This window comes from Mesorhizobium sp. M0800, assembly GCF_040320095.1.
GTDB lineage: Bacteria > Pseudomonadota > Alphaproteobacteria > Rhizobiales > Rhizobiaceae > Mesorhizobium.
This window is the reverse complement of record NZ_JAMYOZ010000006.1, coordinates 85981-101159: the sequence shown is the minus strand read 5'-3', so window position 1 is coordinate 101159 and position 15179 is coordinate 85981. Positions and strand designations below refer to the sequence as shown.

Sequence of the window (15179 nt, the reverse complement as noted above, 5' to 3'; positions counted from 1 at the left end):
AAACCGATTGGCTGCAATTCTTGACCTTGACGACTTGTGGATATACATTTCTTCCAGCGTATATCTAAGAGAGGAAGTGGCATGCAGATCGCCAAATGGGGAAACAGTCTTGCGGTCCGCCTTCCCGCCGCTGTGGTCGAAGCGCTTGAACTCAGGGAAGGCGATGAGATCGAAATCCATGTCGCTGACGCCCGCCAGCTTGGCGTCGCGCGGAAGCCCGGGCGTGAGGAGTTGCTGAAGCGTCTCCGCGCCTTCCGCGGTCGGCTTCCCGCTGACTTCAAATTCGATCGGGACGAGGCAAATGCCCGTTAGTTTTTTCGATACCAATGTCCTTCTTCATATCGCGTCAGGCGACACGGCGAAGGCGGATCGGGCCGAGGCGGTCATCGCCGATGGCGGGGCGATCAGCGTGCAGGTTCTCAATGAACTCACCAATGTCGCCCGTCGGAAGATGCAAATGTCATGGGACGACACGCATGCGCTGCTGACCACGCTGCGCGGCCTGTTGACGGTTCATCCGCTCACGCTCGAGACCCACGAAACAGGATTGAGGCTCGCCGAGCGGTACGGCCTTTCCACCTATGACGCGATGATCGCCTCCGCGGCGGTTCACGCTGGCTGCGATACACTTTGGTCGGAGGACATGCAGCACGGAATGGCGCTCGACGAAGGCTTGCGCATCGTTAATCCCTTTCGCGTTGCGAGCTGATCACGCTCATTGAAGGGAGCTGGCCGGGAGCGAACTGGCGGCTTTCGATGTTGCCGAGCGGCGCGTCGGGCACGGAGAGCGATGCTGTCAACCACAAGCGTCTGCGCGGGCGAGGAGAAAGGCCGCTTCGCGCACGTTGCGGGTGAGCTTGGCCGCAGCCTCGAATTCGGCGCGGGCCTCGGCCAGCCGGCCGGCCCGAAACAGAAAATCGCCCCTCGCCGCCGGCAATGGCGCATAATTGCGCAAGGCGGCGGCGTCGGCAATCTCGTCTACCAGCCGCAGGCCCGCTTCGGGCCCGAAGGCCATGCTGTGCGCGACCGCTCGATTGAGATCGACCACCGGCGAGGGCATCACTGCACGCAGCCGGTCGTAGAGCGCTGCGATACGGGGCCAGTCGGTATCGGCCGGACTGCGCGCCCGCGCGTGACAGGCTGCAAGCGCGGCCTGCAACACATAGGGGCCATCGCCCCCGAGGGCTTCGGCACGGGCCAGCGCGTCAAGGCCTCGGCGGATCAGCAGCTGGTCCCAGCGCGCGCGGTTTTGCTCGGTCAGGGTCAAGAGGGCGCCGTCCGGCCCGATGCGTGCCGGCAGGCGCGATGCCTGGATTTCCATTAGAGCCAGCAGGCCGAACACCTCGGCATCCTCGGCCATCAGACCCGCCAGCATGCGGCCCAGCCGTTGTGCCTCCAGGCACAGGCTCGGCCGGACAAGGTCGTCGCCTGCCGTGGCAGCATAGCCTTCATTGAAGATGAGATAGATGACCTCCAGCACCGAGGACAGACGCGCCGCACGCTCGGCGCCGCGCGGCACCTCGAAGCTTAGCCCGGCCTTTCCGATCGTCCTCTTTGCGCGGACGATGCGCTGGGCGATCGTCACCTCGCTCGACAGGAAAGCACGGGCGATCTCGTCCGTCGTCAGGCCGCCGATGACACGCAGCGTGAGGGCCGCGCGGGCGTCGGCCGAAAGTATGGGGTGGCAGGCTGTGAAGATGAGGCCCAGCAGCTCGTCGCCAAGATCGTCGTTCATGGCCATTTCGTTTCCCTCGGCCGTACCATCGCACTCGCCGTCCAGCTCCCGCGCGATCTCCTCATGCTTGCGCTCGCGCATCTTGTCGCGACGGATCGCGTCGATGGCGCGGCGTTTGGCGACCGTCATCAGCCAAGCGCCGGGATTGGCCGGAACGCCGGTCCTGGACCATTCGGATAAAGCTATGACCAGGGCGTCCTGCACCAGTTCCTCTGCAAGATCGACATTGCGCACGAGGCGGGCCAGGCCCGCGATGAGCCGGGCTCGTTCAATGCGAAAAATCGCCTCGATCGCCTGCTGCGTCTCGCCTGCCGTCATGCTGCCTTATCGGCCAAAGCCATAACGAAGGCAAAGCAGGCTGCGGCCGACAGGTTCAGTTGCCGCTAAGCTTCTCGCGCGTCCGGTCATGGATTTCCGTGACCTCCGGCGTCAGATTCCCATTGCCAATCAGCCATCTCGTACAGCGGCCGGATTTCAATCTCGCTCGGTCCGGGCATGGGATTGGGGCAGCGCTTCACCCAGGCGACCGCCTCGTCCATGTCCTTGACTTCCCAGAGCCAAAAGCCGGCGACCAGTTCGCGGGTCTCGGCAAAAGGCCCGTCGATGACCGTCCGCCGGGGACCATCGAACGCAACGCGCTTGCCCTGCGAGGAGGGCTTGAGGCCATCGGCGTCGAGCAAGATGCCGGCATTGCGCAGCTCGTCGTTAAACCTGCCCATCGCCTCCATCGCCTCCTTCGCCTCGGGCGTGGGGACAAAGCCCTTTTCGCTGTCCTCGGTAGCCTTCACAAGCACCATCACACGCATCGTCTGTCTCCTTGTTGAGCCGGACTCACAGGCCGGCATCGAAACGACGAACGGAGTTTAGGAAATCGACATTGTCCTGCAAATTTTTTTCGAGGTTGAGGAGAAAGCCGCCGATCGCGGCTCCCCTGGTCAGGAATCGCGATGGCGCGATATCGAGATTGGGCGCAACGCTGGTCGCCGATTGTAAGTAAATTGAGTGGCTCGCCTAAACCATTTCGGGACGTTTTGAGGCCTCGCGGATCGCCTTGTGCACGCTGCGCTGCAAATCCATGAAGGCCGGGGTTTCCATGACCTCTTCCCGGCGCGGGCGCTCGATGTCGACATTGAAGGTCTGCATGATGCGTCCCGGGCCGATCCCCATCACGACGATGCGGTCCGACAGGTAGACGGCTTCTTCCACATCATGGGTGACGAAGAGCACGGTGAGCCTGTGCTCCTCCCAGATCTGCGTCAGGAGTTCCTGCATCTGATGCCTGGTCAGGGCATCGAGCGCGCCAAAGGGCTCGTCCATCAGAAGCATTTTGGGTCGATAGGAAAGGGCACGCGCTATGGCCACCCGTTGCTTCATGCCGCCAGAAAGCTCAGACGGATAGCGATTGGCGCTGTGCGGGAGCTTGACCAGATCGAGATGCTCGCGTGCTATCCTGCGGCAGGTCGCGCGATCATGACCCGCGGCCTTGAGCGCGAACTCGATGTTCTGCTGCGCCGTCAGCCAGGGAAGCAGGGTGTAGGACTGGAAGACGACGCCGCGGTCGAGGCCCGGCTGCAGGATCGGCGCGCCATCGATGGCGAGATCTCCCGCGTCGAAATCCTGCAGTCCGGCAACGATCGACAGCAGCGTGCTCTTGCCGCAACCCGACGTGCCCACCAGCGAGACGAACTCGTTGTCGGCAAGATCGAGATTGATATCGCGCAGCACTTCCGTGCGCCGCGCGCCCGTGCCGAAGCTCTTGTGGAGACCCTCGATCCGCAGTTTGGGCAAACTCATCGGCCCGGCCTCATTGCACGTGGCCCTCCTGCCGGAACAGCACTTTTCCCAGTGCCTTCATGACCTGGTCGGTAATGAGGCCAAGCACACCCAGCAGCAGGATGTAGCCGATGATGGTGTTTGTCTGGAAATAACGCTGGGACACGGTGATGCGGTAGCCGAGCCCTGATGTCGCCGCGACAAGTTCCGCCAACACCAGCCAGGTCCATGCCCAGCCGAGACTGATGCGCAACGTGTCCCAGATGCCTGGCAAGGCGCTGGGAACCACGATGCGGGTCAAGATCCTGCGATCCGGCAGGCCGAGTGTCCTGCCAAGGCCAATGAAATCAGCGGGAACCCGCTTCACATTGTCCATGATCATCAGCACCTGCTGAAAGAAGGTGCCGATGAAGATGATCAGGAACTTCTGGGCATCGCCCGTCCCCGACCACAGGATGGAGAGGGGCACGAAAGCGACCACCGGCATGTAGCGGATGAAATCCACAAGCGGCTCGATCGCCGCTTCCCAAGTCCTGAAGCTGCCGATCAGCACGCCAATCGGAATCGCCAATGCCGAGGCGATGAGGAAGCCAACAGAAATACGATATATCGAGGTCCTGAGATCCAGCCACAGCGTGCCGTCACCCGCGAGCTTGCCGAGCTGGGTCACCACGCTTCCCGGCGAGGGCAGGAAAATCGGCTTTACCAGCCCCAGCCCCGTTGCCGCCCACCAAGCAAGGCCGAGGCCGGCAAAAACCGCCACTGCTATCATCAGGAAGCGCGAGCGTGCGATGGGCGCGCCGATCCCGGAGGATCGACGACGGCGCATCGGCTGTTTGATCACCGGCCCCGGCGCTGCGTGAGACGGGCTTGGCTTGGTCGCACGCTGCTCGGACATTTGCGTCACCACCGCGAGCCGGCCCCCGTCATTTCGCGGCCTTGACGAATGACGGGTCGATCATCTGCTCCGGCGTCACGTCCGCCTGAAGCAGCCCGGCGTTCTTGGCGGCTGCCTCGACATCGGCGAATGTCTTGGTGGAAAATTCGCCCGTCAGCGCATCCTTGTTTTCGGCGAGAGTATAGTAACGCACGCCATCAAAGGCGGTGTTGAGGTCTTCGACGCTCGAACCGACCGCCTTGGAGATGATCGCCCGGCCGTCGGGCGTGTCGGCATTGTAAGCCTTCAGGGCCGCATCCCAGGTCTTGATCATGGCAAGCACCTGGCCGGGACGCGACTTGATCACCTCATCGCGCACCACGAACACGTCGCTGATCAGGCCGGGATCTTCGCCTGCGGTGAAGAGCAGCTTGACGTCCTTGTTCTGTGCCCTGGCCGCGGTGAGATAAGGCTCATAGGTCACCGCGACCGGGACCTGGCCGGCGATCAACGCACTGCCGGCATCCGCCGCCGGCATTGGAACCGGCTGGACATCGGCGATGGACATGCCATTCTTGGCGAGCGCGTATTTGAGCAGGATGTCGCTCGTCGTGCCTTCCTCGAAAGCCACCTGTTTGCCCTTGAGGTCGGCGACGGAGGCGACGTCCTTGCCGGCGATCATGGCGTCTGCCGTCATGCTGACGTCGAGCAGAAGCACGATCTTCACCGGCAGGCCGGCCGCAACCATTCCCATAGCCGTGTGGGTGGCGATGTTGGCGGCATCGAGCTGGCCGCTCGCCAGGGCGGCGTTGATGTCCTTGTCCTCGGCGAAGTTCACGATCTGCACGTCGGACAGCCCGTTTGCCTTGAACAGACCCTTGGCTTCGGCGACGTGCCACTGGCCGTAGCCAAGCCATGGCTCGATGCCGATCTTGAATGTTCCTGCCTCAGGCGTCGCCGGAATTGTCGTGTCGGCCGCGTAGACCGCCGGGGCAAACCCGACGGCAGCAGCCATAACGAGTGCGCGAAATTGTCCTGCTAGGTTACGCATCATCTTGTTCCCCTTGATGATCAGGCCGCTTTTTTGAACCAAACATCCGGCCTGGTGAGAATGCGGGCTTCTGCTCTTGCGGCACCGTGCCTCGGCATCTTAGCTGTTCGTTCAACGAAAGTGCGACGACACTTCAACGTCAGCAACAGCGGATGTCAAGGCTAAATACATACATGCATATACAAGTTAGCCCCTCCTTCCGACTCTGATTCGCTTCGCTGCGATCAGGTTTTTTTGGATGGAGAATATCGACTGCCAAGCGAGTAGCGGCTGCCAACGTAAGTCAGCTTGCTGATCGTGGCAACGACGGCGCCCGTCCATGTCCGGCGATGCAGAAACAGGCAGCAGCTGCCGACGTCGATGCCCAGATACCGCGCCGTCTCGGCATCGGCAGGGGTCGCCGAGATGATGTGCTCGACCTCCGTCACCGGGGTTTTCTGCATGAGATAGTCGTAGGTCGCTGTCCTGGAAAAATCCTGCTTGTCATAGTCGGGTATTAGGCCCGGGTTGACGAAGCGCTCTTCCAGTTGCACAGGCAGGTCGTTCTCGAAGTTGACGACGATGGAATGATAGACCGACACGCGCTTTGCAAACTCGAACGAAAGCGCGAGCTCCTTTGTCGGCATGATCTCTTCGAGGACGATAACCTCGGAGCGATGCCGGTTTCCCCGCGCGACAATTTCCGCCGCGATGTTGTTGATCTCGATCAGTGCGGATTGCGGTCGAGGTGGCGCGATGAATGTGCCGACGCCCTGGAGCCGGATCAGAAAACCCGCAGAGGTCAACTCCCGCAAGGCACGATGGACCGTCATCCGAGACACGCCGAGTGTCGCCACGAATTCATTTTCGGACGGCAGCTTGCGGTCCTTGCTCCATCGCCCCGTTCCGATGTTCGTCAGGATGTAGTCCTTGACCTTCTGGTAAAGAGGGCTGGCGGTGTCGGGCAAAGTGATCATTTCAAAAATCCTTTCCGGCAGGTTCGGAAATCACACGCGCCCGGCACACCGCATCCGGATGATCGTTTTCAAGCCATCGCCCTGCCCCGCCAACAGCCGCTCATAGGCTGCGGGAACATCATCCAGACCAATCTCGCGGTCGATCAGTTCGACCATGGGCTCGGTCAATTCGCCGAGCATCCGGATGGCGTCGGGAAGCTCATCCGCAAAGGCGTGGCATCCCAGCAATGCTATTTCGCGTTCAACCAGGATGTTGGGATCGATATCGAGGCGGCCATGGAATATGCCGACCATCGCAACGGTGCCGCCGACATCGAGAACGCCGAGCAACTGGCCGAGTGCTGCGACGCTGCCGGTTGCTTCGACGGCAGCGAGCAAGGGGGCATCCGCGGTGGCGGCGGCAATGGCGTCCCGGTTCAAGTCGACGATGCTGGCGCCGGTGATCCGCACCACCCGGGCGCAGCGGCCCTGATTGCGATCGGCGACGAGCACGGTACCTGCGAATGTCCGGGAAAGCAGCAGTGCGGCAAGCCCGCCGATAGTCCCGCAGCCGACGACAAGAACGGAGCCGGCCGTTTTCGGCAGACGCCGCACTGCGTGCAACGCTACAGCCAGCGGCTCGGCCATCGCCGCGACCCGTTCGTCAAGCGCAGCATCGATGGTATGCAAGAGGCGCGCGGGCAGGACCGCCTGTTCGGCAAATCCGCCGTCGCATATCTCGCCGACAAAGCCCAGCGACGTGCAAAGATGCCGCCTGCCTGCATGGCATTGCGCGCATTCTCCACACCAGAAACGGGAATCGGCGACCACTCGGTCGCCAACAGCGATGGTGTCCACGCCCTCGCCGATGGCGATCACCGTGCCTGTCAGCTCATGGCCAGCCGTCGAAGGCGACCGGCTTATCCATTGGCCCGTGCGAAAGTTGTGAAGATCGGAACCGCAAATGCCTGCGGCATCGACCCTCAGCTTCACCCAGCCTGGCTCGGGAGCGCCTGGCGCGGCGATATCCTCGACGCGCAAGTCGCCGGGTCCATAGAGTCGCGCCGCCCTCATCGTCATCGTTTCCGCTCAGCCGGCGAGATAGCGATCGCGGATCTCCGAAACCGCGTTCTCATGCGAGCTGAATCCTTCGTAGCGGGCGAGCCTGCGGGCATGCAGGGCGAGTTCCGGATAGGCCGCCGAGGTCACATAGCCGACCGACGATCTCTTGACGAAATCCGTCACGGAAAGCGGTCCAAAGGTTCGCGCCCACCGGCTGGTCGGCAGCACCGCATTGGGTCCCAGGACGAAGTTGGCGAGGGTCACCGGCGTATGCGGACCCATGAGGATCTCGGCGGCTTCCGTGATACGTCCGAGATGCGCAAATGGCTCGGTTGACAGAATCTCGAGATGCTCCGGCGCATAATCGTTGATGAAGCGGTAGCTGTCCTCCAGCGACTCGGTCAGCACGATGCCGCCGCGCTTTCCAGTCAGTACCGCGCGCGAGAACTCTACACGCTGTTCGCTCATCCGGGACCAATGTTCCGGTATCGCAATCAATGCGGCTTCGGCGACCTTGCGGCTGTGCGTCACCAGGTAGGCCGAGGAATCCGGCCCGTGCTCGGCCTCGATCAACAGGTCAAGAGCAGCCAGGCCGCCGTCGATGCTGTCATCGGCAAAAATGATCGCTTCGGAAGGACCGGCGGGGAGACCTGTGTTGATGATCGGGGACAATACGCTCTTTGCCGCGACCACCCACGGGCTCCCCGGCCCGACGATCTTGACGGCAGGCTTCACGGTCTCGGTTCCATAGGCGACAGCGGCGACCGCATGGGCGCCGCCGCACTTGTACACGGTCTCCACGCCGGCGAGGCGGGCAGCAACCAGCGTCGCGGCGTCGACGGAACCATCCGAAGTCGCAGGCGTCACGATCGCGATCTGGGGAACCCCGGCAATCACCGCCGGAACCGAGGTCATCATCGTCACCGAGGGAAAGGCGCCCTTGCCGCGCGGAACATAAAGCGCAACGGAAGCAATCGGTGTGTATCGGTCGCCCGCATAGGCGCCCGGCCGAACTTCCTTGAGCCACATCGTTTCCGGGCGCTGCTCCTCGTGGAAATGCCTTATGTTCTCGATGCCGAACCGGATACTCTCCACGACATCCTTCTCGACCTTGTCGAATGCCGCGTCGAACTCCGCTTCCGAAACTTTCAGTCCACCGTCGGCAACATCGGCTTTGTCGAGTTCGCGTGCAAACCGGAGCAGTGCCGCGTCACCTTCATCCTTGACGGCCTGGATGATTGGACGGACCTTTTCGATGAAGGAAGACAGATCTCCTTCGGCGCGTTTCAGTAAACTGGCCCGCTGATCGACACTGAGGGATGACAGGCGGTGGAAGCTGACGTCAGACATGGCGGCTCCTTTTCTTAGAACGCAATTACGATTAGCGCTTGTCGATCACTTCTGGGACACGTCTCCGGCCCCTGAAGCCTTCAAATCGATGCGAGAAAGCCTCCATCCACGGGAATGGACTGGCCGGTTATGTAGGCTGCCGCATCCGAAGCGAGGAACACCGCGATTCCGTGCAGGTCCGAGAGATCACCAAAACGGCGCTGCGGAATCTTGGCGAGCATCGATTGCTGCCATGCCTCGTTGCTGTAGAACACGTCTGTCATCGCTGTCCTGAAATAGCCAGGCGCAATGGCGTTGACCCGGATCCCGAGATCGGCCCACTCCGCCGCAAGCGCCCGCGTCATGCCGAGGAGGCCTGATTTCGACGAGCCGTACGGCACCGCCGTGGGAATCCCGACCTCGGAGGTCAGCGAGCAGAGATTGATAATGACGCCGGGCCGTCCGGCGTCTCTCATCTGCCGCGCGGCGGCTTGGGCGCAGAAGAAGGCGCCTTTGAGATTCGTATCGACAATCCTGTCCCACAAGGCCTCGTCGACATCGAGTGAAGGCCGGACCTCTTCCACCCCCGCATTGTTGACGAGAATATCGAGACCTCCGAGCAGGCTGCCGGCCTCGGCTGTCGCCGCCAGGCAGCGGTCGACATCGGTGACGTCCAGGGCGATGGCGTGTGCGACCCCGCCGGCGGTGCGGATGGCCGCCATCGTCTTCTCGAGCGAGGCCACGCTGCGCGCCGTGACCGCGACGTCGGCGCCGGCCGCGCTGAGCGCCTCGGCGATGCTGCGCCCGATGCCACGGCTTGCGCCGGTTACAAGCGCCTTCCTGCCTGACAGATCGAAGAGAGATGCGTTGCGCATGTCATCCTCCTTGGTAATGTCGCGCTTGGACCGATCGCGTCGAGACTATCCGAATGCAGCTTATCTATACAAGCATGTACATCATGGCTGTAGTGCGCCATGCGGAACTTTGCTCGTCAGAGCGGCAGCGCTTTGGCCGACATCGGACCGGTCTACGCGGTTCGCCCCAGCCCATCTGGAGTTCATCGGGAGGGGATAGATGAAGCGCGCAGTAGACCACGACGCGATGAGCGTGGTCGGCTATACAACCCCCTGGAGTGCCAAAGCAGGCCAGCGGATCAAGCTCAGCCTGTCATGCGATCGGCCGATAAAGGCCACACGAATTTGCCGGCTCGACAAGCCGGTTCCGGAATTTCTCGCCTGGCCCATCGAAACGATAGGTGAAGCACGGCATCGGCATTTCGACCAGGGGTCGTTCCTGTTCGTGCGAGCCGGCGAACTGGCCAAAGTACAAGCCGTCCACGGCATACGTTTCGAGCTGTTCCTCACGCGCAACGAAGGTGCGCGCACGATCCTGGAGGCAGGCGCCCTCGGGCTGCGCCTCCGCGACGGCGCATTTGTCGTGGAAATCGGCGGCGAAACCCCTGTCGAGAAGAAGGCGCCAACTGGTGTGTGGCTCACTGTCGAGTTGGACCTGCGGCAGGAACAATCGCGTCTGCGCATCAAATCTCATGATCTTCTCGCGCCTTACGAACTCCATGAAGGTTTTGGCGGCCCGGCGCGGAACCTCCAGGCGCACGGCATCCATTTCGGCGCAAGTGCCACCAACCACGAACCTACCCTCAACGCGAAATTTGCTGCGATCCGGCTCGACACCCCACACGGGACTGTTGCCTGGAATTTCCCGACGCTGTTACCAACGCAGCCGATCCTGTCGTCGAGCGGAGCAGATCCGTTGCTCCTCGACGTGATCAATCAGCCAGCCTTCTGCGTGACTTCGGCACGCTGGGACGGATCGAGCTTCGAGCCTCGCTTGGTGCCGTCGCACTACGACGCTATCCATTGCCACGACGACGACATCGGCCCGCTTGAGTGGCCGGCATCGCACCAAACGACGATCCCTGAAAACGCACACCCAGGCGTCTACGCGTTCCAGGTCGAATGGGAGGGTGGCTACGAACGCGTGGTGTTCTTCGTCACCTCTTCACAGGTTTCGTCGCCGCTGTTGTATCTCGTGCCGACGGCGACCTATCTCGCTTATGCGGACGAATGTCTCCCGGATCATCTTTATGAATGGAAAGGCGACGACCGCGGACATCGCTTCGCGATCGCCAACAATCTGAAATCCCTTTACGACTACCATTCCGACTTTAGCGGTGTTTCCATTTGCTCCTACAAAAAGCCGAAAGTGACGCTCAGGGACGATTACGATTATCCGCTCTGCGGCTGCCCACACAATTTGCCGGTCGATCTGCATTTCCTCCGATTCTGCCACGACAATGGAATCGTGTTTGACGTCATGACCGATCACGATTTGCACGAATGCGGCATAGACGGTTTGCGTCGACATCAAGCCGTCGTCACCGGCAGTCATCCCGAATATATGTCGATCGAGATGGAGCAGGCGCTGCGGCAGTTTGTAGCCGAAGGCGGCAGCATCGCCTATCTCGGCGGAAACGGCTTTGCTGCCACTGTGGCTTTCAAGGACGATCTGATGGAGTTGCGGCGCTCGCCGCTGGAGGCCGGCCGCACCTGGGACGGCCCGGTCGCCGAACAGGCGCTGTCGATCACCAACGAACCAGGCGGCTATCTCCGTTGCCGCGGCCGAGGCGAATTCTCGCTGATCGGCGGTGCAATCTCATTGATGGGTTTCGATGGCGCACGCCCCTTCACGCGCACTGAGGAAAGCCATGAAGCAGGATGCGCATGGCTGTTCGAAGGCGTTGAAAATGCGACCTTCGGCACCGACGGCATCGTGCTGGGCGGTGCCGCGGGCTACGAAGTGGATGCGACGGACCCAGCCCTCGGCACTCCCGGTGACACCGTCGTGATCGCGCGTGCGACGGGATTTCCCGACAGCTTCTTCCAGGATCCGACGCGCTGGTATGAGGGCGGGGATACGCAACGCATCGCCCGCCGCTGCGCCGAAATGACCCTGCGAAAGCTCGCAGCAGGCGGCTTGATCTTTTCCGCAAGTTCGGTTGCCTGGTGCGGCGCGCTGCCAGCCGCAGGCGCCATGAACGATGTCGGCAGGATCACGCTCAATCTGCTTACCCGCCTCGGTGCCACGAAAGGAGAACCCGGCCGAGAAAAATGGATAAGCTGATTGGCGCCGTTACGGAAAGACCCGTATCCGGTTTTGGGAATCAAATCAGTCGGCGTGCACCGGCTTCGTCTCACATGCCTCTCGCCACCTGGCGGACGGCAGTTGCCTCAGCCGCAACCTTCAGGTGCGCTGCTTTGACAAACGGCGCTGAACCAGAATTTGGCGCGGCATCAACGACACCCTCGCCGACTAGGCAAGGAAGCTCGGTATCCCTTCTTCGGCGGCGCGCGAGCGTTGTCGGACTATCCTGCAACGAATTGTCGGAACTGACCGATCTGGCCCGTCCTTGGGTCTCACCAGCGCAAGGAAGAAGCGATGAGAGACCTGATCTTGAAGATGTCCATATCGATCGACGGCTTCGTGAGTGACCTGGATGGCCGAAACACATGGATGTTCGGCGCCGATCAAGAGGCGAAGGCCTGGGGCGTAGAGTTCATATGGAACTCGAGCCTGCACATCATGGGCAGCCGCAGCTTCCGTGACATGGCCGCCTGGTGGCCGATCTCCTGCGACCAGTTCGCGGCGCCGATGAACCAGATCCCCAAGGCCGTCTTCTCACGACGGGGACCGGAGATCCTGAGGGAGGTGAACAAGTCGGCGGCGCTCGATGAGGGTCGCGCCGTCAACGCGGGAACCGGACAGCCGGCGAAGTTGCAGCCCGGTGGTGAAAGTTGGGCGGAGGCCTATGTGGCGAGCGGTGACTTGGCGGAGGAAGTCGCGAAGTTGAAAGCCCAAGAGGGCAAGCCGATCATCGCCCACGGCGGAGTGAGCTTCGCCCGCAGTCTCGTCGCCCAAGGACTGGTCGACCAGCTCGCCCTGACGGTGGCCCCCGTGGCGCTGGGCAAAGGCCTGCCGCTGTTCTCCGAACTGGTCGCGCCGATGTCTCTCAAGCTGGTGAGCTCGAAAGCCTTCCCGGGGGGCGCGGTGGCGCAGATTTACCGGCCAACGTGAACACGTCAGAGAATGTGTGCAACCAACGAACCGACGAAGTGAGGGCGAGGTATAAATGAATGCGATCCCTTCGGATCGTCGTCGATCGATAGGAGCCTGTGCATGGCGAAGCTTGTGTTCGGAATGATGCAGTCGCTCGACGGCTATGTCGCTGGCGCCGAGGGCGGGCCCGGGCTGCCGATGCCGGGCGAGGCGCTCCATCGCCACTTCAACGCCCATGTGCGCGGGATCGCCGGGAGCCTCTACGGCCGGCGCATGTACGAGGTAATGCGCTATTGGGACGAGGATCAGCCGGGACAGGACCAGGTCGGGCGCGACTTTGCGGCGGCCTGGCGGGCGCAGCCGAAATGGGTCGTCTCTCGCACCCTGAAGTCGGTCGGGCCGAACGCCACGCTGGTGGACGACGATCTCAAAGGGTTCGTTAGGGCGCTTAAAGCCGAACACGAGGGCGAGATCGAAGTCGCCGGACCGGAGCTTGCGGGTAGTCTGACCGAGCTTGGCCTTATCGATGAGTACCGGCTCTACTTCCGTCCTATCGTGCTTGGTCGCGGCAAGCCATTCTTCGCCGGCCCCCGGCCACCGCTGCGTCTCGTGGCCAGCGACCGGGTTGGCGAGGACGCGATCAGGTTGACGTACGTTCCCGCCTGATCACAACCCACCCGACACCCTAACGTCCGTCGGACCGAATTTGAGCTCATTCCCACTCGATTGTTCTAAGTGATGATAACGCGCTGATTTTTCAGCGCAAATTTTTTCCGCGCATCCTAAAGAACCGTATCCCCGATCCGTCAGAAAATCGCGCTCTTGAAATTAAAGGGGAATTTCGACAATTCGGAATTTGCTCGATTTCGACGACTATCGGCATCAATCGGTCGATTTTTTCGCTGACAGCCGCCGAGGGATCGACGCCTGCAACTCCAAAAAAGACCGTCACGAAGCTATCAACGACAGGAGCACATCAAGAGAGGCGTATCGTTTCGCTAAGCTTTGAGGATACGTCCTCGGCGATTCTCCAGAGCACACCCGACGGATCGATCACGTTCGCGACGACGCCCCAGTCTTCCAACTGTGGCGCGCGCGGACTCTTGACCCCGTATCGAGACGGAAGGTCGAGCGACACAATGTGATCCCACCACAAGCTCAAGTCAGAGACGGATATGTGCATCACGAAGTTATCGGCCCATTGCCGGACGTAGTGGTCCTGGAGAATGAAGGCGTATGCGCCGAGGCGCATCTCGATGAGATTGTCGGTCAGCAGTCGGGGCTTGAAACCAAGGTCAATATTGAACCGCTTGCTGATCTCAAAAGTTTTGGCTGGCACCATCGGCCGCATCGATCTGACGGTTTGTGCCAGTTCCATCACGCCCTTCGACATGTCACCTCGCTCGCAACCGCGAGTTCACGCAGCCTTGCCAAATAAAGTTTCGATGAGCGGGCACTCTGGCAGCGTGCCGTCGCCGCATTGCGCCACCACGTCCTTCAGCACTCGTTCCATGCGCTTGAGGTCGGCGATCTTCGCCCGAATATCCGCGAGATGGACAGCAGCAACGTCCCTTGCTTCAGCGCAAGGCTGGTCACGCTCGTCGACGAGGCGCAGCAACCCACGGATTTCCTCTAGCGAGAAGCCGAGCTCGCGGGCACGCAAGACGAAGCGAAGGCGCCGCTCATACGCGATGTCGTAGCTGCGATAGCCGGCTGCCGTGCGCGGCGGCTCGGCTAGAAGTCCAACTTTCTCGTAGTAACGCACCGTCTCCAGATTGCTGCCGGTCCGCCGGGCGAGCTCCGCCCGCTGCATGCCCTTCACCACGGCGTGATCGCGCATCGCAAAAGCCCTGTTGACCCTGTAGTGACTACAGACCGTACCTTATGGGGCAATGAGGATTTTGGCAAGGAAGAGGACAGCCATGCCTGCACTGCGATCCGGAGCAGCAGATACGGCGCCTGCGGTAGGCGCACCAGCGCTGAAGCGTGGCAAGCTTGGGCGTCAGCGCTTGGCCGCCGCCGGCGGCATTCTCGCTGCGCTTGGCGCGGCCTCGTGCTGCGTCGTACCTTTTGCCCTGTTCACACTTGGGGTCAGCGGAGCGTGGATTGGCAACCTAACGGCTCTTGAACCCTATCAGCCGCTATTTGCTGCGATCGCCGCAGCGTGCCTCGGCTATGGCTTCCACATGGTCTACCGCAGGCCGAAGATCGCCTGCGCCGAAGGGTCCTACTGTGCCAGCCCTTCTTCAAGCCGCCTCGCCAAAATCGGTCTGTGGACGGCGCTCGTTCTCGTCCTGATCGCCGTCGGCTTCCCGCGAATCGCCGCCCTGTTCCTGTGAACCA

Annotated in this window: 17 protein-coding genes; 6 read left to right on the top strand and 11 right to left on the bottom strand. The window is 61.7% G+C overall.

All coding sequences use genetic code 11. The features are described 5' to 3' along the window. The first annotated feature begins 81 nt into the window (after positions 1 to 81). Both NKI18_RS10365 and NKI18_RS10360 read left to right on the top strand, forming a co-directional pair. Entirely contained in the window at positions 82 to 312 is a 231-nt protein-coding gene (locus tag NKI18_RS10365; RefSeq protein ID WP_352614888.1) for an AbrB/MazE/SpoVT family DNA-binding domain-containing protein, read from the top strand. Continuing rightward, positions 302 to 709 (top strand): PIN domain-containing protein, encoded by a 408-nt coding sequence (locus tag NKI18_RS10360; protein ID WP_352614886.1) that lies wholly within the window; start codon positions 302 to 304, stop codon positions 707 to 709. Before NKI18_RS10365 ends, NKI18_RS10360 begins: the two co-directional genes overlap by 11 nt. Before the next feature lie 87 nt (positions 710 to 796). On the opposite strand, the gene NKI18_RS10355 is transcribed toward NKI18_RS10360, so the two are convergent. The 9 genes from NKI18_RS10355 to NKI18_RS10315 all read right to left on the bottom strand — a co-directional run bounded on the left by NKI18_RS10355 (position 797) and on the right by NKI18_RS10315 (position 9637). Beyond that, positions 797 to 2053, bottom strand: a complete 1257-nt coding sequence (locus NKI18_RS10355; protein ID WP_352614885.1) for an RNA polymerase sigma factor — start codon at positions 2051 to 2053, stop codon at positions 797 to 799. 86 nt (positions 2054 to 2139) lie between these two features. After that, positions 2140 to 2541, bottom strand: coding sequence for a YciI family protein (locus NKI18_RS10350; RefSeq protein ID WP_051406115.1), 402 nt, complete (start codon positions 2539 to 2541; stop codon positions 2140 to 2142). Positions 2542 to 2746: 205 nt separating this feature from the next. Continuing rightward, complete coding sequence (locus NKI18_RS10345; RefSeq protein WP_352451005.1) at positions 2747 to 3529, bottom strand: ABC transporter ATP-binding protein; 783 nt, start codon at positions 3527 to 3529, stop codon at positions 2747 to 2749. A 10-nt stretch (positions 3530 to 3539) separates the two neighbouring features. Further along, a complete protein-coding gene (locus tag NKI18_RS10340; protein ID WP_352615289.1) occupies positions 3540 to 4337 on the bottom strand; it encodes an ABC transporter permease in 798 nt (265 codons plus the stop codon). A gap of 97 nt (positions 4338 to 4434) precedes the next feature. Next, positions 4435 to 5436: an ABC transporter substrate-binding protein gene (locus tag NKI18_RS10335; protein WP_352615287.1), complete on the bottom strand. Its 1002-nt coding sequence runs from the start codon at positions 5434 to 5436 to the stop codon at positions 4435 to 4437. Positions 5437 to 5660: 224 nt separating this feature from the next. After that, the gene (gene hutC, locus NKI18_RS10330; protein WP_352614883.1) at positions 5661 to 6392 is read right to left on the bottom strand and encodes a histidine utilization transcriptional repressor HutC; all 732 of its coding nucleotides are present in this window, start codon (positions 6390 to 6392) and stop codon (positions 5661 to 5663) included. Positions 6393 to 6422: 30 nt separating this feature from the next. Further along, positions 6423 to 7445 carry a zinc-dependent alcohol dehydrogenase gene (locus tag NKI18_RS10325; RefSeq protein WP_352614881.1) on the bottom strand — a complete coding sequence of 341 codons (1023 nt, stop codon included), beginning with the start codon at positions 7443 to 7445 and terminating at the stop codon, positions 6423 to 6425. Positions 7446 to 7460: 15 nt separating this feature from the next. After that, positions 7461 to 8783 carry a histidinol dehydrogenase gene (hisD, locus tag NKI18_RS10320; protein ID WP_352614879.1) on the bottom strand — a complete coding sequence of 441 codons (1323 nt, stop codon included), beginning with the start codon at positions 8781 to 8783 and terminating at the stop codon, positions 7461 to 7463. A gap of 80 nt (positions 8784 to 8863) precedes the next feature. Next, the gene (locus tag NKI18_RS10315) at positions 8864 to 9637 is read right to left on the bottom strand and encodes an SDR family NAD(P)-dependent oxidoreductase (RefSeq protein WP_352614877.1); all 774 of its coding nucleotides are present in this window, start codon (positions 9635 to 9637) and stop codon (positions 8864 to 8866) included. Between the two features lie 199 nt (positions 9638 to 9836). Here NKI18_RS10315 and NKI18_RS10310 point away from each other — a divergent pair, with 199 nt between their 5' ends. From NKI18_RS10310 to NKI18_RS10300, 3 genes are all read left to right on the top strand, one after another. Then, complete coding sequence (locus tag NKI18_RS10310; protein ID WP_352614876.1) at positions 9837 to 11903, top strand: N,N-dimethylformamidase beta subunit family domain-containing protein; 2067 nt, start codon at positions 9837 to 9839, stop codon at positions 11901 to 11903. Between the two features lie 315 nt (positions 11904 to 12218). Continuing rightward, positions 12219 to 12854 carry a dihydrofolate reductase family protein gene (locus tag NKI18_RS10305; protein WP_352614874.1) on the top strand — a complete coding sequence of 212 codons (636 nt, stop codon included), beginning with the start codon at positions 12219 to 12221 and terminating at the stop codon, positions 12852 to 12854. 102 nt (positions 12855 to 12956) lie between these two features. Further along, entirely contained in the window at positions 12957 to 13502 is a 546-nt protein-coding gene (locus NKI18_RS10300; RefSeq protein WP_352457593.1) for a dihydrofolate reductase family protein, read from the top strand. Positions 13503 to 13812: 310 nt separating this feature from the next. On the opposite strand, the gene NKI18_RS10295 is transcribed toward NKI18_RS10300, so the two are convergent. Further along, the gene (locus tag NKI18_RS10295) at positions 13813 to 14229 is read right to left on the bottom strand and encodes a VOC family protein (protein WP_352614872.1); all 417 of its coding nucleotides are present in this window, start codon (positions 14227 to 14229) and stop codon (positions 13813 to 13815) included. A 24-nt stretch (positions 14230 to 14253) separates the two neighbouring features. Next, positions 14254 to 14676: a MerR family transcriptional regulator gene (locus NKI18_RS10290; protein ID WP_352614871.1), complete on the bottom strand. Its 423-nt coding sequence runs from the start codon at positions 14674 to 14676 to the stop codon at positions 14254 to 14256. 82 nt (positions 14677 to 14758) lie between these two features. On the opposite strand from NKI18_RS10290, the gene NKI18_RS10285 reads away from it, so the two are divergent. Next, positions 14759 to 15175, top strand: a complete 417-nt coding sequence (locus NKI18_RS10285) for a mercuric transporter MerT family protein (protein ID WP_352614869.1) — start codon at positions 14759 to 14761, stop codon at positions 15173 to 15175. Positions 15176 to 15179 lie beyond the last annotated feature (4 nt).